The sequence below is a fragment of the Kineococcus xinjiangensis genome, from assembly GCF_002934625.1.
Classification (GTDB): Bacteria; Actinomycetota; Actinomycetes; order Actinomycetales; family Kineococcaceae; genus Kineococcus_A; species Kineococcus_A xinjiangensis.
In genome coordinates this window covers 18,099-41,890 of the sequence record NZ_PTJD01000021.1, presented here as the reverse complement: position 1 = coordinate 41,890, position 23,792 = coordinate 18,099, and the positions used below count along the sequence as shown (strand labels likewise).

General features: G+C 74.9%; 22 protein-coding genes. 14 read left to right on the top strand and 8 right to left on the bottom strand.

The window, feature by feature from the left end; translation table 11 throughout:
• Positions 1-973 precede the first annotated feature (973 nt).
• Complete coding sequence (locus CLV92_RS19865) at positions 974-1,990, top strand: tyrosine-type recombinase/integrase (protein ID WP_211291303.1); 1,017 nt, start codon at positions 974-976, stop codon at positions 1,988-1,990.
• A gap of 75 nt (positions 1,991-2,065) precedes the next feature.
• Here the strand turns inward: CLV92_RS19865 and CLV92_RS19860 are convergent, their stop codons facing one another.
• Both CLV92_RS19860 and CLV92_RS19855 read right to left on the bottom strand, forming a co-directional pair.
• Positions 2,066-2,281, bottom strand: a complete 216-nt coding sequence (locus CLV92_RS19860) for a hypothetical protein (RefSeq protein ID WP_104435695.1) — start codon at positions 2,279-2,281, stop codon at positions 2,066-2,068.
• A 96-nt stretch (positions 2,282-2,377) separates the two neighbouring features.
• Positions 2,378-3,874: a glutamate-cysteine ligase family protein gene (locus CLV92_RS19855; RefSeq protein ID WP_104435694.1), complete on the bottom strand. Its 1,497-nt coding sequence runs from the start codon at positions 3,872-3,874 to the stop codon at positions 2,378-2,380.
• A gap of 198 nt (positions 3,875-4,072) precedes the next feature.
• Here CLV92_RS19855 and sigK point away from each other — a divergent pair, with 198 nt between their 5' ends.
• From sigK to CLV92_RS19840, 3 genes are all read left to right on the top strand, one after another.
• Complete coding sequence (gene sigK, locus CLV92_RS19850; RefSeq protein WP_211291302.1) at positions 4,073-4,657, top strand: ECF RNA polymerase sigma factor SigK; 585 nt, start codon at positions 4,073-4,075, stop codon at positions 4,655-4,657.
• Complete coding sequence (locus CLV92_RS19845) at positions 4,654-5,580, top strand: anti-sigma factor (RefSeq protein ID WP_104435690.1); 927 nt, start codon at positions 4,654-4,656, stop codon at positions 5,578-5,580. Before sigK ends, CLV92_RS19845 begins: the two co-directional genes overlap by 4 nt.
• Positions 5,581-5,662: 82 nt before the next feature.
• A complete protein-coding gene (locus CLV92_RS19840; protein WP_211291301.1) occupies positions 5,663-6,850 on the top strand; it encodes a lytic transglycosylase domain-containing protein in 1,188 nt (395 codons plus the stop codon).
• Positions 6,851-6,989: 139 nt separating this feature from the next.
• Here CLV92_RS19840 and CLV92_RS19835 read toward each other — a convergent pair whose 3' ends face one another.
• Complete coding sequence (locus tag CLV92_RS19835; RefSeq protein ID WP_104435688.1) at positions 6,990-7,772, bottom strand: ABC transporter ATP-binding protein; 783 nt, start codon at positions 7,770-7,772, stop codon at positions 6,990-6,992.
• Between the two features lie 83 nt (positions 7,773-7,855).
• Between CLV92_RS19835 and CLV92_RS19830 the strand changes: the two genes are divergently transcribed.
• The gene (locus CLV92_RS19830; protein WP_104435687.1) at positions 7,856-8,641 is read left to right on the top strand and encodes a hypothetical protein; all 786 of its coding nucleotides are present in this window, start codon (positions 7,856-7,858) and stop codon (positions 8,639-8,641) included.
• A gap of 323 nt (positions 8,642-8,964) precedes the next feature.
• Here CLV92_RS19830 and CLV92_RS19825 read toward each other — a convergent pair whose 3' ends face one another.
• Complete coding sequence (locus CLV92_RS19825; RefSeq protein WP_104435702.1) at positions 8,965-10,326, bottom strand: pyridoxal-dependent decarboxylase; 1,362 nt, start codon at positions 10,324-10,326, stop codon at positions 8,965-8,967.
• An 80-nt stretch (positions 10,327-10,406) separates the two neighbouring features.
• Complete coding sequence (gene glgA / locus CLV92_RS19820; RefSeq protein WP_104435685.1) at positions 10,407-11,606, bottom strand: glycogen synthase; 1,200 nt, start codon at positions 11,604-11,606, stop codon at positions 10,407-10,409.
• A 206-nt stretch (positions 11,607-11,812) separates the two neighbouring features.
• On the opposite strand from glgA, the gene glgC reads away from it, so the two are divergent.
• The 8 genes from glgC to serB all read left to right on the top strand — a co-directional run bounded on the left by glgC (position 11,813) and on the right by serB (position 19,692).
• The gene (glgC, locus tag CLV92_RS19815; protein ID WP_104435683.1) at positions 11,813-13,054 is read left to right on the top strand and encodes a glucose-1-phosphate adenylyltransferase; all 1,242 of its coding nucleotides are present in this window, start codon (positions 11,813-11,815) and stop codon (positions 13,052-13,054) included.
• 155 nt (positions 13,055-13,209) lie between these two features.
• Positions 13,210-14,442, top strand: coding sequence for a CAP domain-containing protein (locus CLV92_RS19810; protein WP_104435681.1), 1,233 nt, complete (start codon positions 13,210-13,212; stop codon positions 14,440-14,442).
• A gap of 169 nt (positions 14,443-14,611) precedes the next feature.
• On the top strand, positions 14,612-15,340 hold the full coding sequence (locus CLV92_RS19805; RefSeq protein ID WP_104435680.1) for a GOLPH3/VPS74 family protein: 729 nt from the start codon (positions 14,612-14,614) through the stop codon (positions 15,338-15,340).
• A gap of 63 nt (positions 15,341-15,403) precedes the next feature.
• Positions 15,404-16,030 (top strand): QcrA and Rieske domain-containing protein, encoded by a 627-nt coding sequence (locus CLV92_RS19800; RefSeq protein WP_104435679.1) that lies wholly within the window; start codon positions 15,404-15,406, stop codon positions 16,028-16,030.
• Positions 16,027-16,617, top strand: coding sequence for a DUF2231 domain-containing protein (locus CLV92_RS19795; protein ID WP_104435677.1), 591 nt, complete (start codon positions 16,027-16,029; stop codon positions 16,615-16,617). Before CLV92_RS19800 ends, CLV92_RS19795 begins: the two co-directional genes overlap by 4 nt.
• A 120-nt stretch (positions 16,618-16,737) precedes the next feature.
• Positions 16,738-17,490 (top strand): Hsp20/alpha crystallin family protein, encoded by a 753-nt coding sequence (locus tag CLV92_RS19790; RefSeq protein ID WP_104435675.1) that lies wholly within the window; start codon positions 16,738-16,740, stop codon positions 17,488-17,490.
• A gap of 46 nt (positions 17,491-17,536) precedes the next feature.
• Positions 17,537-18,349, top strand: coding sequence for an LLM class F420-dependent oxidoreductase (locus CLV92_RS19785; RefSeq protein WP_104435673.1), 813 nt, complete (start codon positions 17,537-17,539; stop codon positions 18,347-18,349).
• A gap of 83 nt (positions 18,350-18,432) precedes the next feature.
• Positions 18,433-19,692, top strand: a complete 1,260-nt coding sequence (serB, locus tag CLV92_RS19780) for a phosphoserine phosphatase SerB (protein WP_104435672.1) — start codon at positions 18,433-18,435, stop codon at positions 19,690-19,692.
• 37 nt (positions 19,693-19,729) lie between these two features.
• Here the strand turns inward: serB and CLV92_RS19775 are convergent, their stop codons facing one another.
• Complete coding sequence (locus tag CLV92_RS19775; RefSeq protein ID WP_104435670.1) at positions 19,730-20,197, bottom strand: PPOX class F420-dependent oxidoreductase; 468 nt, start codon at positions 20,195-20,197, stop codon at positions 19,730-19,732.
• A 162-nt stretch (positions 20,198-20,359) separates the two neighbouring features.
• Here CLV92_RS19775 and CLV92_RS19770 point away from each other — a divergent pair, with 162 nt between their 5' ends.
• On the top strand, positions 20,360-20,953 hold the full coding sequence (locus tag CLV92_RS19770; RefSeq protein ID WP_104435668.1) for a class I SAM-dependent methyltransferase: 594 nt from the start codon (positions 20,360-20,362) through the stop codon (positions 20,951-20,953).
• A 190-nt stretch (positions 20,954-21,143) separates the two neighbouring features.
• On the opposite strand, the gene CLV92_RS19765 is transcribed toward CLV92_RS19770, so the two are convergent.
• A complete protein-coding gene (locus CLV92_RS19765; protein WP_211291299.1) occupies positions 21,144-22,397 on the bottom strand; it encodes a PP2C family protein-serine/threonine phosphatase in 1,254 nt (417 codons plus the stop codon).
• Positions 22,398-22,752: 355 nt separating this feature from the next.
• The gene (locus CLV92_RS19760; RefSeq protein ID WP_104435664.1) at positions 22,753-23,253 is read right to left on the bottom strand and encodes a hypothetical protein; all 501 of its coding nucleotides are present in this window, start codon (positions 23,251-23,253) and stop codon (positions 22,753-22,755) included.
• Positions 23,254-23,792 lie beyond the last annotated feature (539 nt).

Below are 23,792 nucleotides of genomic sequence, written 5' to 3'. Positions count from 1 at the left end.
GGCCGATTGACCCCTATCGAGTACGAGACCATCATGACCGCACCGGCCAATCAGGCCGCGTGACCTGATCTGACACCGGATCATGCAGCAGACCCCCGGTGACGGTGGTGGTCTCCTCAAGGGAGAGCTGCGGCAGCGCAGAAGCCATGACGCTAAGACCCGTGGAAGGAGTGAGACTCATCGCTCACTCGCCCACGTTTGCCGTGATCGCTCGTCGGCGATGCGCGGATGACCGCCTGAGCCCGCAGACATGAGCGGAAGATCATCCACGCGATCTCAGGCGTCAGAGGTGACGCGGGACCACCGGCGGCGTCCGGGTGCTCGGACTCGTCAACGACGGCGCACGGGTCGGCTGGGTCAGGGCGGGGGAGGCTTCCGTCAGGATGATCTGACATAATGTCGATTATCGGCGTTACAGAGAAGGGGGCGCTCGACGCCTCCGGCCGCTCACATCGCGGTCCATGACCGTGATCCGCTGTTCGTCGACGAATGCGGCACCAAGCTGTCGTTTCCGTCGACGAACAGCGGATCACACGGCGACCGACGCGCCACCAGTGGCCCGGCGCGACGCGGCGGCGCCCACGGACGCCGGGCCGACCCGCAGGCGTCGCGATCCGCAGGTGCCGACGGGCCGGACATCGACGGGCCTTGGCGCCGGCGGCCCGACGGTCACCGCCCGGCCAGCTCGGCCGCCGCCACCTCCGGCAACCGTCCAGCACCCGGGGCACGTCCCGCCCGGGCCGCCACGGCGGACGCCCGGACCCTCGACGGCGACGATCCCGCGGCGGCGGTGGACGTCGGCGGATGCCACGGCGGCGCCTGGACACGCCGCGCGGCGCCCGAGGGGCCACTTCCGGAAGTACGCATAATGGTGAATATGCTTCTCAACTAGCGCTAACGGAACCACCGTGAACCCGTTGCGGCGCAAGGGGTTTGCTCGACGCCACTCCCCCGCGCCTGCTATCCTGGCGTCGTGGTCCTGCCGGCTCTTCCCACCCTCGGGTACCTCTCCCCCGGTTCCGAGCTCGCGGCGGGCTTCACCGCCTACGTCGAAGCGCGCCTGCCCCGCAAGGACTCCCCCCACACCCTCGCCGCCCAGCGCCGGGACTTCACGGTCATCAGCCGTCACCTGGCCGCCCAGCTCGGCTGCTGCCCCGGCGATCTGCGCCTCGCCGACCTGCACGTGCGTCCCCTGCGGTCGGCGTTCGCCGCGTTCTCCGTCGACCACGCCCGCAGCTCCATCGCCCGGGCCTGGTCCACCTGGAACGGCTTCTGCACCTTCCTCGTCGGCGAGGACGTGCTGCCCGGCAACCCCATGGCCGGGATCGAGCGTCCCCGCGCGGAGCGGCAGGAGCCCAAGCCCCTGCGCGGCCAGGACACCCCGGAGGTGCTGCTTCGAGCCGTCGCGGCCGGCATGCGCCGTGCCCGGGACCCGTGGCCCGAGCGGGACTTCGCGGTGCTCGCCACCCTGCTCGTCAGCGGCATCCGCTCCTCGGAGCTGCTCGCCCTGCGCGTCGGCGACCTCGTCGGCGCCCCCGGGGACCAGCGCCTGCACGTCCTGGGCAAAGGCAACGCCGAACGCAGCGTGCCGGTCGAGCCGGCCCTCACCGCAGTCCTCGACTCGTACCTCGACACCCGCGCTGCCCGTTTCGGCGACGGGCGCCGCCCCGGGCCGTCGCAGTGGCTCTTCGTCGACGGCTCCGGTCGGGCGATGACCCGCAACCAGCTGCAGTACCTGGTGCGTTCCTGCTACCGCTGGGCCGGCGTCCACGACCGCGTCCTGCGGGGATCCCTCGTGCACGCGCTGCGGCACACGTTCGCCACCCGTGTCGTGGCCAGCGGTGCCAGCGCCGTGGAGGTGATGCGGCTCCTCGGGCACCAGAGCCTGAACACGTCCCAGAAGTACATCGACGCCGGGGCGCAGGAACTGCGCAGCGCCGCGGCGGGAAACACGTCCTACGAGGTGCTGCGGCAGGTCGGCGACTGCTGAGCTCACCGGACGCGACCGGGGGCTGTGGCGGTGCACCGCACCGCCACAGCCCCCGGGGACCTCAGGCCCGCTGCGTCACTTCTCGTAGCTGCGCAGGGCGTTGCCCAGGCCGAAGAACGTCGGGGCCCACTGACCCACGAAGATCGACCAGCGGTCCGCGCGGTCGGTTCCCTCGCCCTGCTTGTGCTTGGAGGTGTAGTACGCCAGCCAGGACAGGCCGATGCTGGCGAACGCCGCGGCGTAGGCGTGCTCGGACCGGATGCCGGAGTCGTGCAGCTTCTCGATGACCATCTGGGTTCCCCCGGGAGTCGTGCGAACGGTGTGAACTGATGTCACACCACAGGGAGTGACCCCGCCACCCGAGATGAGCTCCACACGGGCAGCGGGTCAGGGCCTCGGGGCGAGCGGCTCCCACTCGTGGACCGGCTGGTCGCTGCGCCTGCGCTGCAGGTACTCCCGCAGCATCCCCGCCAGCGCCTCGCGACGGTCGCAGCCCGACTCCTGCAGCGCGTGGACCGCCTCCACCTGCCACACCGCGCCGTTGCGGCCGCTGCGGGCCCGTCCGGCGATGACCTCGAGGTACCGGTCGCGGATCTCGCGCGGCACACCCCAGTGCTGCAGGCCCTCGTCGGCCAGCGGCAGCAGCACGTCGAGGACGAGTCGACCCACCGGCACCCGCCCCACCCCGGGCCACGACGCCTGCGCACCCAGCCCGAGGCGGGCGCAGTCCAGGAACGAGCGGTGGGCGTCGGTGAACAGCAGCCGCTCCTCCACCGGGTCCGAGGCCTCCGCCAGGGCCCGCACCACACCGTGGAAGAAGGCCGCGTCGGCCACCACGTCCACCGACGTCGGCCCGGCCGGCAGCACCCGGTTCTCCACGCGCAGGTGCGCCTCCTCCCCGGCGACGTCGTAGACGGGCCGGTTCCAGCGGTAGATCGTGCCCGTGTGCAGGCGCAGCGCAGGCAGCTCCGGTGCGCGCCCGGCGTCCAGCGCCTCGAGCGCGTCGTCCTGCTCCAGCACGGGAAGCAGGGAGGGGAAGTAGCGCACATCCTCCTCGAAGAGGTCGAGGACGTTGCCGATCCAGCCGTCACCGAAGAACACCCGCGGGCGCACGCCCTGGTTGCGCAGCTCCGCGCTGCGGGTGTCGGTGGACTGGGTGAACAGCTCGATGCGGGTCTCCGCCCAGAGGTGGCGGCCGAAGAGGAACGGGGAGTTCGCGGCCAGCGCCACCTGCACCCCGGCCACCGCCTGCGCGGCGTTCCAGCGGCGGGGGAACTCCTCCGGCGCCACCTGCTGGTGCAGCTGCACGCTGGTCCCGGCCGACTCCGGCCCGATCGTCGGCAGGTGCAGCTCCAGCCGCTCCCCGGACACCGGGCCCTCGATGCGCAGCTCCATGTCCTCCCCGCGCGCGGCGGCGATGGCCTCGTCGAGCGCGGCGTAGCGGGCCTTGTCGCTGCGCCAGTCGCCCTCGTAGTGCTCCGGCAGCACGGTGGGCAGGATCCCGACCGGCGCCACGCGCGCCCCCACCGCAACCGCCGCCTCCTCGGCCTTGGCCAGCGCGGCGGCGAGGTCCTCGTGCAGCGCCGGCAGCCCGTCGTCGGCGAGACGGTGCGGCTGGCCGTTGAGCTCGATGTTGAAGGCGCCCAGTTCCGTCTGGAACCGCGGGTCGGCCAGGCGCTCGAGCACCTGCTCGTTCACCATCGCCGGCTGCATGTCCTCGTCGACGAGGTGCAGCTCGACCTCGATGCCGGCGCAGGGCTCCGAGCCGGCGAGGCGGCCCGCGACCACCTGCTTGCGCAGCACCTCCAGCTCCAGGTGCAGCATCTCGCGGAAGCGGCGCCTGTCGGCCCCGCTCACAGTGCGCTTCTCGACGTCCTGACCCACGGTGATCAGTGCAGCACACCGGGCCGGGCGCGGCACCTCCAGCGATCTGCTGGGCCGGACGAGTGACATCGTCCGCACGGCAATCCGCCGCCCCCGCCGGTCCGAACCCTCCACGGCAGCACATCAGGGTGCGGCCGCTGGTCCCCCGATCCGCGGGGGGTGCTGACGCCGGGGGAAGGGGGTGGGAGAGTGACCCTCGTGACACTCTCCCGGCAGCAGCAGGGCGAACCCCCAGGGCCCGCCACCGCAGAGGAACTGCTGCAGGCTGCGGGCCACGGAGACGAGCAGGCCTTCGCCGCCCTCTACGACGCCACCAGCGGCGCCGTCTTCGGCACCGTGCTGCGCGTCCTGCGGGACCGCGCCCAGAGCGAAGAGGTCACCCAGGAGGTCTACCTGGAGGCCTGGCGGACCGCCACCCGCTTCGACGCCGGACGCGGCAGCGCCCGCACCTGGCTCATCACGATGGCCCACCGCCGCGCAGTGGACCGCGTCCGCTCCGCCCAGGCCAGCGCCGACCGCGACGAGCGGGTGGGGCTGCGCGACCAGATCCGCCCGTACGACAGCGTCAGCGAAGCCGTCGAGCTGAGCATGGAGCGCGAGGACGTCCGGCGCGCCCTCACCAGCCTCACCCCCGTGCAGCGGCAGGCGGTCGCGCTCGCCTACTACGGCGGGCGCACCCACACCGAGATCTCCCGGGAGCTCAGCCTGCCGCTGGGCACCGTCAAGACCAGGTTGCGGGACGGGATGATCCGTCTGCGCGACGCGTTGGGAGTGGCCAGATGAGCGCCACTCCCCCGCCCGGCGGCCCCTGGGACGAGACCCGGCGGCCCCACGACGACATGCACGACACGCAGCAGGACCCCAGAGGGGAGGAGGTGGACGACGTGCACACGCTGGTGGGGGCCTACGCCCTCGACGCCCTGGAGCCGCACGAGCGGGTGACGTTCGACGGACACCTCGCCGGCTGCGACGACTGCCGCAGCGCCGTGACCGAGTTCAGCGACACCGCTGCCCTCCTCGGCGAGGCCGTCGCCACTGCCGCACCCGCGACCCTGCGCACCTCCGTCCTCGCCGCCGTCGCCCGCACCCCCCAGGACGACAGGCCCGGTGGCGGCACCGCCACGGCCGCCCACGACGCCCCCGTCTCCCTGGCCGAGCGGCGGGAACGGCGCGACGCCCGCCGTGGCGGCGCACCGCGCTGGCCGCTGGCCCTCGCCGCGGCCTGCGCCGCGGTGGCCGTCGGGATCGGCGGCTGGGCGTGGGACGTGCAGCAGGACGCCACCCAGGCGCAGCAGGTCGCGCTCCGGGCGCAGCAGGACGCCACCCAGGCGCAGCGCGCCGCACAGGACGCCGGCCGGCACGTCGCCGTCGTCAACGAGCTCCTCACGGCCCCCGACAGTCGCGTGCAGACGGTGACCGGGCGGGGCGGCGCGACCGCCACGGTCGTCCACGCCGGCCGGGAGGCCGTGGTCGTGGGGGCGGACATGCCGGCCACCGGCCCGGACCGCGGCTACCAGCTGTGGCTGATCGAGGGCGGGGACATCCGCCCCGCCGGGATGCTCGAGCGCGACGGTGCCGGGCACTACGTGGCCTACGTGCCCGACACCGGAGGCGTCCCCACCCTCGGCGTCACCGAGGAACCCGCCGGCGGTTCCCCGCAGCCGACGTCGGAACCGCTGCTGGCGGCGGACATCTCCTCCGTCTGAGGCCCACCGCCTGATCCCGCCGGGTGGGACGTCACCCACCCGGCGGGTCAAGGTGCCTCCTCCGGGTGCCGAAGCCCCCCACGTGAGGACCTCTGCGCAGCACCGGACGACGACCTCCGCGGTCGCCTCCCTGCTCGCCGCCGGAGTCGTCCTCGTCGCCTTCCTCCACGTCCTCCTCGCCGCCCCCGCCGCCGCCACCGCCGCCGGCGGGCAGGTCGCTCGCCAGGGGGCCGTGGAGACCGCCGCCCAGGCCGCCCGGGCCGCTGCGGCCGCCGGCGAGCGGGTGGACGCGCTCGGCGCCCGCCTCACCGAACTGAACGAGGCCGCGCGGCAGCAGCAGGAGGCCGTCAGCAGCGCCGTCAGCGCCACCATCCGCGCCGAGACGAGCGCCACCACCGCACGCAGCACCGCCGAGAACAGCAGGCGCGCGCAGGGCCGGCGGGTCCGCGCCCTCTACATGGCCGGCGGCGCAGCCATGGCCCCGTCCCTCCAGCTGGAGCTGTGGCGCACCGCCATCAGCGGCGGCGACGTGCTCCTCGCCCAGCGAGGACAGCGTCTGGCCGTCGAGGACCTCCTCGAACGCGACGAGCTCGCCGCCGCCGCCACCGCCACCGCGGACGCAGCAGCCGACCGGGCATCCACCGACGCCGACGAGCACGCCTACGAGGCCATCGCGGGGGTGCGCCGTCTCGCCGACGCGGCGGAGGTCCTCGGAACGGACCTCGCCCGCGCCGAGAACGAGCTCGCGGCGCTGTCCTCCCGGGCGCGCGACCTCGCCGCCGCGGAAGAGGCCGCGCGCCGGCTGGCGGAGCTCAAGGCAGCCGCCGAGGTTGCCACCGCGGAAGCCGCGAAGGGCACCGGCAAGGTCCGGGCGCGCCCCGTGGCCGCCGACTGGGCCTCCCTCTACCGGGACGGTGCCGCCACCTGCCCCGGGATGCGCGTCAGCCTCCTCGCCGCCGTCGGCCAGGTCGAGAGCGGCCACGGCCGCAACAACGGCCCCTCCTCGGCCGGTGCGATCGGGCCCATGCAGTTCATGCCGCCCACGTTCGCCGCCTACGGCGTCGACGGGGACGGCGACGGTGCCCGCGACGCGTGGGCACCGTCCGACGCGGTCCACAGCGCCGCGAACTACCTCTGCGCCAACGGCGGCGGCAAGGGACGGGACGCCGAGGCTCGCGCCCTGTACCGCTACAACCGCGCCGACTGGTACGTCACCATGGTCCAGCGGATCGCCGACGAGATGGACACCACCGGCGTCCTCGTGCGCTGAGCTTCGTCCCTGGTGCGTCCTGCTTGTCGGTCGAGAAAATGTTCGTGTTCGATGACGACCGATAACTGTGTTTACCTAGAAAGCTCAACACTAGGACGGCCGTCGGGGAGGCCTGCAGCGCAGGCCCCCAGGGGCCCGTTCAGAGCGCGCGGGCGTAGAACCGCCCCGCACGCCGGCTGACCGACAGCGGCAGGCCGAACGTGACCGACAGCTGCTCCGACGTCAGCACGTCGGCGACCGGCCCCGCGGCCACCACCCTGCCCTTGCGCAGCAGCAGCGCGTGCGTCACCCCGGCGGGGATCTCCTCGACGTGGTGGGTGACGAGCACGGCGGTCGGCGCAGCGGGATCCTCGATCAGTCCGGTGAGCCTGCGCAGCAGGTCCTCGCGCCCCCCCAGGTCGAGCCCTCCGGCCGGCTCGTCCAGCAGGAGCAGCTCCGGGTCCGTCATCAGCGCACGGGCGATCTGCACGCGCTTGCGCTCCCCGTCGCTCAGCGTGCCGTACGGCCGCGCCGCCAGCTTCCCCACGCCCATCTGCCCCAGCAACTCCGCCGCACGCGCGAGGTCGTCCTCGGCGTAGGACTCGTTCCAGCGGCCAGTCACCCCGTAGGCGGCGGTGACGACCACGTCGCGGACCGGCTCGGAGCCGGGGACCTGCTGTGCGAGCGCGTTGCTCGCCAGGCCGATGCGCGGCCGCAGCTCGAAGACGTCGACCCTGCCGAGCGTCTCGCCGAGGATCCGCACCTCGCCGCGGCTGGGGTGCAGGCGGGCGGCCGCGATGGAGAGCAGGGTGGACTTGCCCGCCCCGTTCGCACCGAGGACGACCCACCGCTCCCCCGCCGCGACCTGCCAGTTCACGGACGCCAGGAGCACGGTGCGCCCCCTCGTCACCGTCACGCCGGCCAGGTCGAGGACGTCGCTCATGCGGCGACCCTAACGACGCCCGCGGGTCGCCTCGCAGGCGGTCGGCGCGTCGGCGCGCCCGGGAGCCGACATAGGGTGGAGCGGTGCTGGACCTGCCCCTCTCCGCGCGCCTCGCCGCGTGGGGGAACGCCGCCCTCACCGGCCGCGCGCCGCTCGCCGCGCTGGTCTCCGCGGTCGAGCGCGACGACGAGCCGCACACCCTGCTCTGGGAGGACGAGGCCCCGGACGTGGCCGGGTCGACGCAGACGCCCGCCACTCCGGCCGAGCTGCTGCGGGCCCTCCCCCGCACCGCCCGTCTCGTCGTCGCGCTGCCCGCCCCCGGTGACCCGGTGGGGCTCCCGGGGCCGCCGGCGGTCAACGCCGCGGCGCTGGAGGCCGGTGAGTGCGTGCTGGTCGAACTCGACGGCGGTGAGCGGCGCTGGGCGCTCGTGCCGGAGGTCGTGGAGTTCGGCTCGACGTGGGAGCCAGGTGCACAGGTGGTGTGGCGGGCCCTGGCCGCGCTCCCGCGCCGGGCCCCGGACCCCGTCGCCCTCACGGAGGCGGAACGCAGCCTGCGAACGGCCCTGGCCGGTGCCACGACGGCGCTGGCCGCCCTCGACGTCGCCCGCTGGCGCGAGGACGCGGCCGACCGGATCGCTGCCCTGCGCGCGGGCGCACTGCGGCCCGACGCCCTCCCCCAGGGGGTCGAGCCGCGTGCCGCTCGCGTCGCCGCGAGTGCGGCCCAGGTGCTCGCGATCGCCGAGCTCGCCTCCGAGGACGACGGCGCCGCCATCACCAGCACCGAGGCGGTCTCTCGTGCCCGCCTGCTCCGCGACGTGGGCGGGACGGCCCGGCGGGCGCTGGTGGTCGCCGTCAATGCGGGCTCGTGAGCCCACCGTCTCGGGACGAGTTGATACCGATAACTGGAAGTACATGCTGTCATGCCGTGGGCGGCGGTCTCCTGCGCGACGGTCCTGCCACGGTCGGCTGAGGCGGCTGCTCCGGTCGCGGGCGGGCCGGCCCCCACCTCCTCGTCCCAGCGGACAGACCCGGAAGCGAGGGCAGCACTCCCCCGCCTCCGTCCGGCACGGAGCGCCGGTGCCGGACGGAGGCGACGGCCCCGGCGCCGATGCGCCCGCTCCCCCAGCGGCCGCAGGGCGACGGAGGAGCGGGCGCATCGGGGGGGCGGAGCGGTGCGGGCCCCGCGGCGCCGTCAGTCCAGGGTGTCGAGGATGGCGGCGATGTCGTCCTCGGAGGTGCGGGGGTTGACCACCGCCAGGCGCAGGCAGGTGCGCCCCTCGTGGGAGCTGGGCACCACGAACGCGAACTGCTCGTCGAGCAGGCGCTGGCTCCAGGCCGAGTAGTCGGGGGTGTCCCAGCCCCGGCGGTAGAAGGCGACCACCGACAGCTCCGGCTCGGCGACCAGCTCCAGGTGCGGGCGGTCGCGGACCATCGCGGTGGCGGCGCGCGCCACCTGGAGGGTGCGTTCGACGGCGGCGGTGTAGGCGGCGGTGCCGTGCGCGGCGAGGGAGAACCAGAACGGCAGGCCGCGCGCACGCCGGGTGAGGCCGATGGCGTAGTCGGCCGGGTCCCACTCCCCGCGGTCGGTGAGGACGTCGAGGTAGCTGGCGTACTGGGTGTGCGCCGCGCGCGCCAGGGCGGGCTCGCGGTAGAGCAGCGCGCAGGAGTCGAAGGGGGCGAAGAGCCACTTGTGGGGGTCGACGATGAAGGAGTCGGCGTGCTCGATGCCGTCGAAGAGGTGGCGCACGCTCGGCGCGGCGAGGCCGGCCCCGCCGTAAGCGCCGTCGACGTGCAGCCAGGTGCGCGGCTGGTCCCCCTCGGCGCGGCAGAAGTCGGCGACGGAGGTGAGGTCGTCGACGACGCCGAGGTTGGTGGAGCCGGCGGTGGCGACGACGGCGGCGAGGTCGGAGCGGTCGTCGCCGAAGGCGCGGCGCAGGGCGGCGCCGGTGAGGCGGCCGCGGTCGGAGGGTTCCAGCGGCACGGAGACGAAGTCGAGGTCGAGGACGTCGCAGGCGCCGGAGACGGAGGAGTGGCTGGTGGCGGCGGCGGCCACCTTCAGGGGGCGGCGGGTTCCCTCGCGGCGGCGGACCTCGTTGCGGGCGGCCATCAGGGCGGAGAGGTTGCCGGTGGTGCCGCCGGGGACGAAGACGCCACCGGCGGAGGCGGGCAGGCCGGCGAGGTCGGCGATCCAGCGCAGCGCCTGGTTCTCGGCGTAGACGGCGCCGGAGCCCTCCATCCAGGAGCCGCCGTAGACGGAGGAGGCGCCGACGATGAGGTCGAAGAGGGTGGAGGCCTCCGTCGCCGCGCAGGGGATGAAGGAGAGGTAGCGGGGGTGGTCGGTGGACAGGCAGGCCTCGGCGAGGACGTCGCAGAACAGGTCGAGCGCCTGCTTGCCGCCGAGGCCGGCGGCGGTGACGGTCTGCCCGACGGCGGTGGCGAGGTCGTCGTAGGCGCGGGGGGCGTCCAGCGGCACGGGGTCCAGCTGCAGGCGCTGGCGGGCGCGGTCGAGGACGGCGAGGGCGAGGTCCTCGGTGGCGGCGTCGAAGCGGTGCATCGATTCGCCGGGGTGGCCGCTGCTGCTGGTGCCGGGTGTGGCGTCGGAGCCGGTGGGGCGGCCGGTCGGGGGTGTCGCGCTCACGCGCGGGCCTCCACGACCGCCCGGTAGAGCGCTTCGGTGCGCTCGGCGATGGCGTCCCAGGAGAACTGCGCCACCGCGCGCTCACGGCCGCGGCGGCCGCGTTCGCGGGCGCGGTCGGGGTCGGCGACGGCCTCGGTGAGGGTGGCGGCGAGGTCGGCGACGAAGCGGTCGGGGTCCACGGGCGCGCCGGTGCCGTCGGGAACCTGCTCGATGGGGACGAGCCAGCCGGTCTCGCCGTCGGCGACGACCTCGGGGATGCCGCCGGTGGCGGTGCCGACGACGGCTGCGCCGCAGGCCATGGCCTCGAGGTTGACGATGCCGAGGGGCTCGTAGACGGAGGGGCAGACGAAGGTGGTGGCCGCGGAGAGGACCTGGACGAGTTCCTCGCGGGAGAGGTGGCGCTGCAGCCACACCACGCCGGAGCGGGTCTGCTGCAGCTCGCGGACGAGGTGCTCGACCTCGGCGGCGATCTCGGGGGTGTCGGGGGCGCCGGCGCACAGGACGAGCTGCACGCCCGGGGGCAGCTGGGCGGCGGCGCGCAGGAGGTGCGGCAGGCCCTTCTGGCGGGTGATGCGCCCGACGAAGACGACGCTGGGTGCCTCGGGGTCGATGCCGAGGGCGGGGAGGAGGGAGCGTTCCTCGGTGGGTGCCCAGTCGTCGGCGTCGATGCCGTTGTGCACGACGTGGACGCGGGCGGGGTCGAGGAAGGGGTAGGAGCGCAGGATGTCGGCGCGCATGCCGGCGGAGACGGCGATGACGGCGTCGGCGGAGGCGTAGGCGGTGCGCTCCACCCAGGAGGAGAGGGCGTAGCCGCCGCCGAGCTGCTCCGCCTTCCAGGGGCGCATGGGCTCGAGGCTGTGGGCGGAGAGGACGTGGGGCACGCCGTGCAGCAGGGAGGCCAGGTGCCCGGCGAAGTTGGCGTACCAGGTGTGGGAGTGGACCAGGTCCGCCCCGGCGCAGTCGGCGGCCATGGGCAGGTCGGCACCGAGGGTGCGCAGTGCCGCGTTGGCCGCGGCGAGGTGCTGCGGTTCCGGGTAGGCGGAGGTGCCGGGCTCGTCGCGGGGGTCGCCGAAGCAGCGCACCTGCACGTCGAGGCGGCCGCCGGCGCGCAGGGCGCGCACGAGCTCCGCGACGTGGACGCCCGCACCGCCGTAGACCTGCGGGGGGTACTCCTTGCTCAGCACGTCGACGCGCACATCGGCTCCTCGCCCGCTCCTCGCACCGCCGGCCGCTCCGCCGGTGCCACGACGGGCGCCACGGTAGCGGCCGGGTCGGCGGGTCCGGCCGGGGGCGGGTGGAGCCGCGGGGGGCGTCGCCTGCGGGAGGTCCGGGTCCGCGACACGCCCGGGCGCTGCGCCGTGGCGGAGTGCCGCGCCGCGACGGCTGCCGATACGGTGCGCACGTGGCTGCTCCGAACGTCCTCGCGATCGTCCTCGCCGGTGGGGAGGGCAAGCGGCTGATGCCGCTGACGGCTGACCGCGCCAAGCCCGCCGTGCCCTTCGGGGGCAACTACCGCCTCATCGACTTCGCCCTGAGCAACCTCGTCAACGCCGGGTACCGCAAGATCGTGGTGCTGACGCAGTACAAGTCCCACAGCCTGGACCGGCACGTCTCGCAGGCGTGGCGGATGTCGAACCTCTTCGGCAGCTACATCGCCAGCGTCCCGGCGCAGCAGCGCCTGGGGAAGCGGTGGTACCTGGGCAGTGCCGACGCGATCCTGCAGTCGCTGAACCTCGTGTACGACGAGCGGCCGGACATCGTGGTGGTGGTCGGCGCGGACCACGTGTACCGGATGGACTTCCGGCAGATGGTGGAGGACCACATCCTCTCGGGCGCCCAGTGCACGGTCGCGGCGATCCGCCAGCCGGTGTCGCTGGCCAACCAGTTCGGGGTCATCGAGACTGACCCGGCGGACCCTCGGCGCATCTCCGCGTTCCTGGAGAAGCCGTCCAACCCGCGGCCGCTGGCGGACTCCCCGGAGGAGGTGCTGGCGTCGATGGGCAACTACGTCTTCAACACCGACGCCCTCATCGACGCCGTGACGCGGGACGCGGAGCGGGTGGACTCCGCCCACGACATGGGCGGGGACATCGTCCCCGACTTCGTCGAGCGGGGTCTGGCGGGCGTGTACGACTTCAAGGACAACGACGTGCCGGGGGCCACGGACCGCGACCGTGCCTACTGGCGCGACGTGGGGACGCTGGACTCGTACTACGAAGCGCACCAGGACCTGATCTCGGTGCTGCCGGTGTTCAACCTCTACAACTACGACTGGCCGATCATCACGGCGCAGAACTTCTTCCCGCCGGCGAAGTTCGTCAACGGCTGGCAGGGCACCTACGGCCACGCGGTGAACTCGATCATCTCCGCGGGTGTGGTGGTCTCGGGTGCGCTGGTGGAGAAGTCCATCGTCTCCCCGGGGGCGCGGCTGGACTCGTGGGCGCACGTGAGCGACTCCGTGCTGCTGGACAACGTCCAGGTGGGGCGCAACGCCGTGGTGCAGCGGGCGATCATCGACAAGAACGTGGTGATCCCCGACGACGCGCGGGTCGGGGTGGACGCGGAGGAGGACCGCGCCCGCGGCTTCACCGTCACCAAGTCGGGGATCACGGTCGTGGGCAAGGGGCAGCGCGTCACGGCCTGACGCCGGTCCGGCCCGCCGCCGGAGGGCTGGTGCCGGAGCGGGCTAGCACGCTGCCCGCGACCGGCCGGCATCACCTCACCCGTTCGGCCTAGCGCAGGGGCATTCGGCGCGCGCGAGCGCTCAAGGCGGCCCTGGGGGCCGCCGAGGTCGACGGCATGGCCAAGACTCGCGCCCGCCGTGCCGCACTGACCGCCGCAGCCGCTGCGCTGCTCAGTCTGCTCGGCGCGGGTGCGGTCTCCCCCGCCCCGGCGGAGGCCGGCACGGGTCAGGCGCAGGTCGCCTCGACGGCTTGGGACGGGGTCAGCGGCATCGACGTCTCCGGAGCGGATCTCGGCGCGCTGCGCCAGGGCACCCTGACGGAGCTGAACACCTACCGCCGCAGCCTCGGGCTGGGCACGCTGGTCCGCAACGGGGGCCTGGACGCGAAGGCGCAGGGCTGGGCGGACACGATGGCCCGCACGGGCCGCTTCGTGCACAACCCGGACCTCGGCTACCCCGCGGGCCTGGGCGGCAACTCCGAGATCATCCTCAAGGCCGGCACGGACAACGGCTCTCCCGCCGTGGCGGTGCGTTCCTGGATCGGCAGCGCCCCGCACCAGCGGGTGATGGTGATCCGGGAGATGACGCTGGCCGGGATCGGCGTGGCCCGCATCGGCCGCGACGTCTACTACGTCGTCAACTTCGGCTACCCGGTGGCTCCGCCCGCCCCGGCGTCGATGGAGTTCCGCCGCGGCACCCGCACCCTCACCGTCGGCGGGGCCATCCTCGACACCTACCGCACCCAGGGCCTCGACCGCAGCGCGATCGGCTGGCCGGCCACGAACGAGTTCGGTGTGCACGGCGGGCGCGGGCAGCACTTCGACGCGGGTTCGATCTACTGGAACGCCGCGGCCGGTGCGCACCCGGTGCGCGGCCTGATCCGCGAGCGCTGGGCGTCGATGAGCTGGGAGGCCGGCTGGCTGGGTTACCCCACCGGGGCGGAGTCCGGCGTCCGCGGGGGCGCGCTGCAGCGTTTCCAGGGTGGGCTGGTGTACTGGTCGCCGGGCACCGGCGCGCAGGCGGTGCGGGGCGCGATCCTGGACGCTTACGGGCGCACCGGTTTCGAGAACGGTCGTCTGGGCTACCCCGTGAGCAGCGAGCAGGGGTTGCGCGGCGGCGCGTTCGCCCACTTCCAGGGCGGCTCCGTGTACTGGAGTTCCGCGCACGGGGCGCACGCCGTCGTCGGCGCGATCCGTGAGGCGTGGGCGCGGCAGGGCTGGGAGGCCGGGCGGCTGGGTTACCCCCGCAGCGGCGAGTATCCCGTCGCGGGCGGGGTGCGGCAGGACTTCGCGGGTGGTTCGGCCACCTACGCCTTCGGCACGGGCGCGGTGGCGGTCACCCACCGCTGAGGCGGCCGTCGATCCCCGGACGCGGGTCCCTGAACGCCCCTGCTGCGGCGTTGCCGCCGCGGGGATCGTGACGTGCTGCGGTCGGCGGAGGGTGGGTGCACCGGAGGGTGGAGTCGCGAGCGCCGGTCGTCGGATCCGGGTCGTGCCGGCGGCGTCGTAGCGTCGGCGCATGGACACGCCCTGTCGATCCGACGCCACGGCGGCGCAGCCGCGCCGCCTCGCCGAGGACCTGCTCCTGCTCCTGCTCGACCCCGCCGGGGGCCGCCCGCTGACCGACTCCACGCGCCTGGACCTGGCCCTGGCGGGGGCGGTGCTGGTGGAGCTGGCCGAGGGTGGGCGCGTCGACGTCGCGGGCGCGGACGCCGGGTGGCTGTATCGCGGCAGCCTGCTGGCGCTGGAGGGGCCAGCGTCGGGTGATGAGGTCCTCGACGGCGCCTGGCGGCTCGTGCGCGGGAAGCCGGGCCTGCGCCCGGCGTCGGCGCTGAACCGGCTGCAGCGGCGGCTGCGGCCGCGGCTGCTGGAGCGGATGGCGGCGCGCGGGGAGGTGGTGGCCCGCACCGAGCTGGTGCTCGGTCTGATCCCCCGCACCCGCTGGGTCCCGGACGCCGCCGTTCGCGCGACGCTGCACGCGCGGTTGTCGGCGGTGCTGGTGGGTGCGGAGCCGGGGAGCGGGCGCAGCGGTGCGCTGCTGTCGCTGCTGCACTCGGTCTCGCTCGTGCCGAAGGTGTTCGCGGCCACGGGGCTGCCCCGGGCGGAGCTGAAGCGGCGAGCCGCGGCGCTGGCCGAGGGGGACTGGGCGTCGGAGGCGGTGCGCCGGGCGGTGCGCGACGTGCAGACGGCGACGACGGCGGCGATGACGGCCTCCGTGGCGGCCGCGGCCACCGCCGCGGCGAGCTGAGCGTTCTGCTCCGGCGGACCGTCGCGACTGTCGGCCGCGGCCTCCGGCGGGGAGGATGGCGTCATGGACGACGACGCGCGAACCGGTCAGGACGCGGCCGCACCGGGCGCGGGGACAGGCAGGGAGTTCCACGCGCACGGCTGCGGCGAGGACGGCGGCAGCGCCGCGGGCCGTCTCAGCCGCCGCTGCGCCCTGACGGCCGGGGGGGTCCTCGCGCTGGCCGCGTGCGGCGGCGGGGAGAGCGCACCCACCGGCACCGGCAGCCCGAGCGCCACCTCCGGCGGCTCCGAGCCGGCACCGGATTCCGGTTCGACCGCCGAGCCGGAGCCGGAGCCGGAGGCGGAGGGTTCGGGTGAGGGCGCGGAGCCGGAGCCCGGGGCCGCCGCGCCCGACGGGGAGGGCCTGGTGCGGCTGTCGGAGGTGCCGGTCGGCTCGGCGGTGCCGGCGCAGGCCGCGGACGGGCGCGGCATCGTCATCGCCCAGCCGCGCCCCGGGGTGGTGGTCGCCTACGACGCGGAGTGCACACACAAGGGCTGCTCGGTGCTGGTCGTGGAGGACGAGTTCGTCTGCCCCTGCCACGACTCCCGCTTCGCGGTGGCCACCGGTGAGGTGCTGGCGGGGCCGGCGCCCACTCCCCTGGTGCGCGTGCCGGTGCGGGTGGAGGGCGGAGTGGTCGTGGAGGGGGCGTGACGCCCGCCCTGCCCGGCTCGGGCCTGGTGCCGGGGTTCGCGGCCGGTCTGCCCACCCACACCCTGGTGCTGCACGCGGTGGTGGTGCTGCTGCCGCTGACGGCGCTGCTGCTGGTGGTGTGCGCCTTCTCCGACGCGGCGCGGCGGCGGGCGGGCCTGCTGCTGCCGGTGGCGGGGCTGGGCAGCCTGCTGCTGGTGCCGGTGGCCACGAGTTCCGGGGAGGCCCTCATGGCGCGGCTGCCGGCCGATCCCGGCATCGCCGCCCACGCCGCAGCCGGGGAGGCGATCCTGCCTTGGGCGGTGGGGCTGGCGCTGATGTGCGTGGCGGTGTGGTGGATCGCTGCGCGCGCGCGGCACCCGCTCGGACAGGTCGGGGGGGACGGCGCCGGGGCGGGGGCGCCGGGACCGGCGGCCCCGGTGTGGCGGTCGCTGCCGGCGCGCTCGGCGGCGTCGGTGCTGCTGGCGGTGCTGGCGACGGGCGCGGCGGTGGGGACGACGGTGCGGGTGGTGCACGCCGGCCACCTGGGGGCGCAGTCCACGTGGGGCTATGTCGTCGACATGCCGGCCCCGGCGGGCGAGGGCGGCTGAGGGGCCGACACGCCCGGAAGGCTGGTCTGCTGGTTTGCCGGCCGCGGGGCGGGGTACGCACAGGGCGGGCCGTCATGACGCGGCGGCCCCGGCAGTTGCACAGCCGACCCAGGACGGCCCATGGACGACTACGGCCCGGAGGCGACGCCCGCTGCACCCGAGCGGCAGCGGGGCGCCGAGCACGACGCCGCGAGCGGCGACGCCCGGACGGCGAGCCCGGTCACTGGTGACACGGAGCGGGCGCAGCGTCGTGAGCAGATCCTCTTCGAGCGGGAGCGGGTCGCCGCCCGTCGCCGTGCCCAGCGCGCCGCCGGCGCTGGGGTGCGTCCCGGTCCTCCCACCCTCTCCCCCGCGCGTCCGTCGGGGGAGGAGTTCGAGGCCGGGTGGTGGAGCGTGGAGCGCAGCACGGCAGCGGACGCCGGAGCGGGCGCGGCGGGGGCGACGGCTTCGGCGCAGGTGCCGCCGGCGCAGCGCCCGGCGGAGGACGGCCCGGCTCCGACGGTGACGGTGCCCGTGGCGGTGCCGATGACTGTGCCCGCCGACGTCTGGCGCGGCCCGGAGGGTTACTCCCTCGACCTGGACCTGCCCGGTGTCGACCCGGCCAGCGTGGGCGTGGCGTTCGCCGGGGGCGTGCTGACGATCAGCGCGGAGCGGCGCGGGCAGCTGGTGCAGGGCAGGGCCGCGGTGCTGCTGGAGCGCCCCGTGGGGACGGTGACACGTCAGGTGCAGTTGCCGGAGGACGTCGACACGGCCGCCGCCCACATCGGCTACCGCGACGGGGTGCTGTCGGTGTCGCTGCCCGTGACGGGGGCGGGCGCGCGGGTGATCGACCTGTCCCAGGGCGCCGGCCACGACGGGCACCGGCTGCCCTGAGCGCGGCGGACGGGCCGGGGCGCGGGTCTCGGCCCAGGATGGGTTCATGAGCAGCGAGAGCGCCCCCGCCGGCCGTCCCGTGCGCATCGGCGTGCAGGTCCAGCCGCAGCACGCCGAGTACGCGCAGATCCGCCGCACGGTCGCCGCCGCGGAGGAGGCCGGTGTCGACGTCGTCTTCAACTGGGACCACTTCTTCCCCCTCTACGGCGACGCCGACGGCCGGCACTTCGAGTGCTGGACGATGCTGGCGGCGTGGGCGGAGGCCACCAGCCGCGTGGAGATTGGCGCGCTGGTCACGTGCAACAGCTACCGCAACCCGGAGCTGCTGGCGGACATGGCGCGCACGGTGGACCACATCTCCGCCCGCGACGGGCAGCCGGGCCGGCTGATCCTCGGCATCGGCTCGGGCTGGTTCGAGCGCGACTACGCCGAGTACGGCTACGACTTCGGCACCGCCGGTGGGCGGCTGGACGACCTGGCGGCGGCGCTGCCGCGGATCGAGTCCCGCTGGGCGTCGCTCAACCCCGCCCCCACCCGGCGGGTGCCGGTCCTCATCGGTGGCGGGGGCGAGCGCAAGACGCTGCGGATCGTCGCGGCCCACGCCGACATCTGGCACGGCTTCGGCGATCCGGACACCATCGCGCACAAGCACGCGGTGCTGGACCGCTGGTGCGCCGAGACGGGACGCGACCCCGGTGAGATCGAGCGCTCCGCCGGCGCCGAGGGCGAGCCGGGTGACGTCGGGGAGCGGCTGCACGCCGCGGGCACCCGGCTGTTCACGTTCGGGCTGAACGGCCCCGACTACGACCTGGCCCCGGTGCGCGACTGGCTGGCCTGGCGCGACGAGAAGAACGCCTGAGCCGCCAGGCCGCACCGCACGCCGTCGCCCCGCCCGCCGCCGGGCGGGGCGGGTGGGGTGGGGCGGCGGTAGCCTCGCTGCCCGTGCCCAGCGACACTGCGCCCGTCCAGCCCGTCCAGCCCGTCCAGCCCGGCCGCCCCACCACGGTGCTGCTCACCCTCACCGGCACCGACCGTCCCGGGCTGACCGCGGCGGTCTTCTCCTCCCTGACCGCCCTGGGCGTGGAGGTCCTCGACGTCGAGCAGCTCGTGGTGCGCGGGCACCTGACTCTGGCGGTGCTCGTGACGGAGGGGTCGCACCCGGGTGCCGTGGAGGAGGCCGTCTCCCCCGCCGCCGCCGCCGCGGGCCTCGCCCTGACGTGCAGCCGCGGCAGCGGCGACAACGCCCCCCGCCGGCCAGGGCGCCTGCACGTGAGCCTGCTCGGCTCCCCGCTGCGCGCCGACGCGGTCGCGGCCATCACCGCCCGCCTGGCCGAGCACGGCGCCAACGTCGACCGCATCCGGCGGCTGTCGCGGCGCCCGGTGACCACCCTGGAGCTCGACGTCTCCTTCGACGCTGGCCCCGGTGGCTCCGAGCAGCTGCGCCGGGCGCTGACGGTGGAGGCCGGCGTCCACGGGGTGGACGTGGCCGTCTCCCCCGGCGGCCTGGCCCGCCTGGGGCGGCGCCTGGTCGTGATGGACGTCGACTCCACGCTCATCCGCCAGGAGGTCATCGAGCTGCTCGCCGCGCACGCCGGGCGGGAGGCGGAGGTCGCGGAGGTCACCGAACGGGCGATGCGCGGTGAGATCGACTTCGCGCAGTCGCTGGTGCAGCGGGTGGGGTGCCTGGCGGGGCTGAGCGTGGACGTCCTCGACGACGTGCGCGCGGCGGTGGAGCTGACGCCGGGTGCGCGCACCCTGTGCCGCACGATGCGCCGGCTGGGCTTCACCCTCGGCGTGGTCAGCGGCGGCTTCTACGAGGTCGTGGCCCCGCTGGCGGCGTCGCTGGAGATCGCGCACGTGCGCGCCAACCGCCTGCAGGTGGTCGGCGGGCGCCTGACCGGGCGGGTGCTCGGCCCGGTGGTCGACCGCGCCGCCAAGGCCGTCGCGCTGCGCGACTTCGCCGCCCTGGAGGGGCTGCCGATGGCGCGCACGGTGGCGATCGGGGACGGCGCCAACGACCTGGACATGCTGGCCGCGGCGGGACTGGGGGTGGCGTTCAACGCCAAGCCCGTCGTGCGCGAGCAGGCCGACGCGTCGGTGAACGTGCCCTACCTCGATGCGGTGCTGCACCTGCTGGGCATCAGCCGCGAGGAGGTGGAGGAGGCCGACGCGGAGGAGGCCGCGGCGGCCGCCCTGCCCTGAACCGCGCCTCCTGCCTCTCGTCCGCGCGGGGCCGCGCTCAGTCCTCGGCGAGGCGGGCGGGGAAACCGCCCGTGGCCACCGGGCCCCAGCGGCGCGGGGTGATGCGCAGCAGCGACTTGCCCTGGGCGGCCATCGCGCGGCGGTACTCCTCCCAGTCCGGGTGCTCGCGGCCGAAGGCGCGGAAGTAGTCGACCAGCGGCTCCAGCGCCTCGGGCATGTCGAGGACCTCCGCGTCGCCGTCGACCTGCACCCAGGGCCCGTCCCAGTCGTCGGAGAGCACGACGAGACTGACGTCGGGGTCGCGGCGGGCGTTGCGGGTCTTGGCGCGCTCGGGGTAGGTGGAGATGACGAAGCGGCCCTCGCCGTCGACGCCGCAGGCCACGGGCGAGGACTGCAGCCCGCCGTCGGCGCGGCGGGTGGTGAGGATGACGTGGTGGCGGGGGCGGCAGAACTCCAGCAGCTCCTGCAGGCTCACGCTGCGGCTGGTCGCGACGGGGCGGCTCATTCCCCCACGCTACGCGCGGGAGGTGCCCCCACCCCACGCCGGACACCAGGCGCGGGAGGTGCCCCCACCCCACGCCGGACACCAGGCGCGGGAGGTGCCCCCACCCCACGCCGGGCGCACGGCGGACACGTCGACGTCGGTGGTCTGCGGCAGGCTGCGCGCATGAGCGAGGAGACCCGCCGGTACTGGGACGAGCAGGCCGCCACCTTCGACGACGAAGCCGACCACGGTCTGCGCGACCCGGCCGTCCGGGAGGCGTGGGCGGGGCTGCTGCTGCCCCTGCTGCCGGGCGCCCCCGCCCGCGTCGTGGACCTCGGCTGCGGCACGGGCAGCCTGGCGCTGCTGCTCGGCGAGGCCGGTCACGACGTCCACGGCGTCGACCTGTCCCCGCGCATGGTCGAGGCGGCGCGCGCCAAGGTCGCGGCCGCGGGGCTGGCTGCGCGTTTCGACGTGGCCGACGCCGCGGCACCGCCGGTGGAGCCGGGAACGGTCGACGTGGTCCTGGCCCGGCACGTGCTCTGGGCGTTCGAGGACCCCGCCGCGGTCCTGGCCGCCTGGATCGCGCTGCTGAAGCCGGGTGGGGTGCTGCTGCTGGTGGAGGGGCGCTGGGCGACCGGCGCCGGCATCACGGCTCGTGACTGCGAGGCGCTGGTGCGCCGGTACCGCGAGGACGCGCGCGTACGGATGCTGCCGGATCCGTCGCTGTGGGGCGGGGACATCACCGACGAGCGGTACCTGCTCGTCAGCTCCCGCTAGCGGGTGGGCACTGCGGCAGGACGGACATGCCGTGGGGGGGAACCGGTCGGGGAGGTACGGGCGTCTTCGGGATCGACGAGGCGGTCCTCCTCGGCGCCGTGGACGGCACTGCACCGCCGAGGGGTGCGTGGTTTGCCTCGGAGTGGCGCCTGCGGCGCGGGCATCCCGGGGCGAGCCGTCGCGGTCGGGTTCAGTGGCGGGAAGGGCCGGTGGGATGGCCGGCCGCGTCGGTCCCGGCGGTGTCCGCGCCGGTGTGAGAGGTGCGGGTGTTGTCCTGCTGGCCGTGCCAGTCGAGGACGAACAGCGCCGCGTCGTCGGCGAGTTCGCTGCCCGAGGCCGCGATGACGCGGTCGGCGAGTGCGCGGGTCGCCTCGCGCGGATGCAGTTCCCTCGTCGCGGCGATCTCCTCGCACAGGTCCAGGGAGGACGCGTTGCGCTCGAGCATGCCGTCGGTGACGATGACCAGTCGGTCGCCTGCCCGCAGCGCGAGATCCGTGCTGCGGTAGGTCGAGTCCGCGAACATGCCGAAGGGCACGTCGGCGGGCAGGTCGAGCATCGTGACCGCCCCGTCGCGGGCCAGGTAGGGACCGGTGTGGCCGGCGTTGACGATGGACAGGACCCCGGTCGACAGGGTCAGGCGTCCGACCATGCCGGTCGCGAAGGCGCTCTCGTGCACGGTCTCCGCGTACTCGACCAACGCGGCGTTCGCGGCCTCGGCCTGCTCCAGCAGCGTCGTCGCCTGCCGTCGGGTGTTGCGCAGACTGCCCACGCAGACCGTGGCGGTCAGGGCGCTGTTCAGGCCGTGGCCCATGGCGTCGGTCATCGACAGGAAGAGGGTGTCCCGTCCCACGCTGTAGTCGTAGGTGTCCCCGCCGATGCTGGAGGCCGGCTCCAGCCACGCCGACAGCGTGAACGCCCCGCCCTCGCAGGTGAACGCCGACGGCAGCAGTCTGCGCTGGATCTCGGCGGACATGGTGAACGGGGTGCTGCGCTGGCCCCACTCGAAGAGGTCGGTGTGGCGGCGGTTGGCGATCAGCACGAAGCTCAGCAGGTGCGCGGTGCGGGAGATCTCGTCGAGCAGCGCTGGCCCCGGTTCGACGGGGAGGACCATCTCCAGCAGGCCGAGGGCCTCACCTCGTTCGGTGACCGGAGCGAGGACCGTCCACTCACCGGCGGCGGCTCCCGTGGGCGACGCCGCGTCCGGGCCCAGCACCAGTGTCGACTGGGTGCGCAGCGCCTGCTCCGCAGGACCGCCGTCGAAGGGCAGGACCGTCGCCGACTCCTTCTCGTCGCGGCGCTCTCCCCGTCCGGGATCCAGGGAGCCGGCGCTCGTGCGCGCCAGGCGCACCAGCGCGCGGCCCGACAGGTCCGCGATGAGGAACGACGCCGACGACGCGCCGTGTGCGTGGGCGAGTTCGCGGGTCACCGCCTCGACCGCGTTCACGGGCGACGTGCCCTCCACCGCCTCGAGCAGGGCCCGCAACGTGGCCTCGCCACCGCCCGGCGCCCCCGCCTCATCGGGTGAGGGCCCCGGGGGCAACGACCGCGCCGGCGTGGTCGAGGTGAACGCCGAACCGGGAACCGGACCCACCGGGCCCCGTTCAGCGTCCATGCTGCGCCCCGACGCCGACTCGCCCGTGACGACGACGCCCCCGCCGGCTGAGCAGGTCGACGCCTGCCATCACCGCAGCCCCCTTCGCGCTCGACTCCCGATCCACTCCTCGGTCACCACCGAAGACGTCGAGGACGCCCTGGTCGCATCCTGTCGATGCTAGCGACACTGAACCCCGGACCCCCAGTCACGCGCCTCCCCCTCGCGCCGGGCGGGCTCGCCCGGCGCGGTCACGGGCGCCGGTCCCGCAGCCGGGGACCGACTCCTGCTCTCCTGCGCGTCGGGCCCGCGTGCCGGACCTCCCACTGCAGCGGCTCGGCACTACGAGGGGCTCGAGTTCGGCGATGACGGCGGCGATGTAGTCGCGGCGGAACACCACCATCGACTGGGGGAACGGCGGCAGCAGCAGCGTGCCGTGGTTCGTCGGGTCCTCCGCCTCGTCCAGCGCCGCCAGCCACTCCCGGGCGGCGACGGCATCGTCGCGGCGCAGTCGGAGGCGCATGCTCGCGGTCGCGGAGGCAGGTGTCCAGCGGGGCAGGACGGGGGATCCGTCGGAGACGGCGACCCGAACATCTGCTCCCGCGGGTTCCCCCGAGAGGTCCAGCTCGGTGCGGGTGTGCATCACAGCGTTGGCGACGAGTTCGCAGACCACCAGGGTCGCGTGGTCGACCAGATCGGCACGCCCCATCGCGCTCAGCGAGCCGGTCACCTTCTGCCGTGCCTGGCGCGCACTGTCAGGCGACGTTGAAAGACGAACCGCTGCCCACCCCCTCGTGGTCAACGCCGGTGCACTGGAACCGCTCCACCGGCCGAGCGCCTGGACGGCTCCATCCTCATTCCACCACGGAGCACCGTCTGGATGACTGCCCCGGCGGGCCCAAGAGGCGGACGCCCGGCGCCGGCGCCGGCGCCGGGCGTCTGCGACGTGGGGAATCGAAGCCGCCCGGGCTCCGGGCCAGGACTTGGCCGGGCTTTCCTTCCAGTGCCACGCTGGGCGTCGTGAACTCCGGTCCCGAGCTTCCCGGTCATCCGCAGGGACAGCGCCCGGTGGAAGCCGCTTCCGAGGCGGGTGGCGCTGCGGGGCCTCAGAAGGCTGGTGCCTCCGGGGTGCCCGAGGATGCCCTCCCGCAGAGGATTCGAGACCGAGACGCGCGAAGCGCCGCGCGCGCTACGCCCGCACCACCCGTCCCGGGGGCCGGCACGCTGGAGTCACAGGGTGAGCGGCGC

What these genes read in the sequence shown, in the direction of transcription:
- CLV92_RS19860 (WP_104435695.1), bottom strand. Translation starts at nt 2,281, where the DNA reads ATGGTCATCGAGAAGCTGCACGACTCCGGCATCCGGTCCGAGCACGCC.
- CLV92_RS19845 (WP_104435690.1), top strand. Translation starts at nt 4,654, where the DNA reads ATGAGCGCCACTCCCCCGCCCGGCGGCCCCTGGGACGAGACCCGGCGG.
- CLV92_RS19835 (WP_104435688.1), bottom strand. Translation starts at nt 7,772, where the DNA reads ATGAGCGACGTCCTCGACCTGGCCGGCGTGACGGTGACGAGGGGGCGC.
- CLV92_RS19825 (WP_104435702.1), bottom strand. Translation starts at nt 10,326, where the DNA reads ATGCACCGCTTCGACGCCGCCACCGAGGACCTCGCCCTCGCCGTCCTC.
- CLV92_RS19810 (WP_104435681.1), top strand. Translation starts at nt 13,210, where the DNA reads ATGGCCAAGACTCGCGCCCGCCGTGCCGCACTGACCGCCGCAGCCGCT.
- CLV92_RS19805 (WP_104435680.1), top strand. Translation starts at nt 14,612, where the DNA reads ATGGACACGCCCTGTCGATCCGACGCCACGGCGGCGCAGCCGCGCCGC.
- CLV92_RS19800 (WP_104435679.1), top strand. Translation starts at nt 15,404, where the DNA reads ATGGACGACGACGCGCGAACCGGTCAGGACGCGGCCGCACCGGGCGCG.
- CLV92_RS19790 (WP_104435675.1), top strand. Translation starts at nt 16,738, where the DNA reads ATGGACGACTACGGCCCGGAGGCGACGCCCGCTGCACCCGAGCGGCAG.
- CLV92_RS19785 (WP_104435673.1), top strand. Translation starts at nt 17,537, where the DNA reads ATGAGCAGCGAGAGCGCCCCCGCCGGCCGTCCCGTGCGCATCGGCGTG.
- CLV92_RS19775 (WP_104435670.1), bottom strand. Translation starts at nt 20,197, where the DNA reads ATGAGCCGCCCCGTCGCGACCAGCCGCAGCGTGAGCCTGCAGGAGCTG.
- CLV92_RS19770 (WP_104435668.1), top strand. Translation starts at nt 20,360, where the DNA reads ATGAGCGAGGAGACCCGCCGGTACTGGGACGAGCAGGCCGCCACCTTC.
- CLV92_RS19760 (WP_104435664.1), bottom strand. Translation starts at nt 23,253, where the DNA reads ATGGGGCGTGCCGATCTGGTCGACCACGCGACCCTGGTGGTCTGCGAA.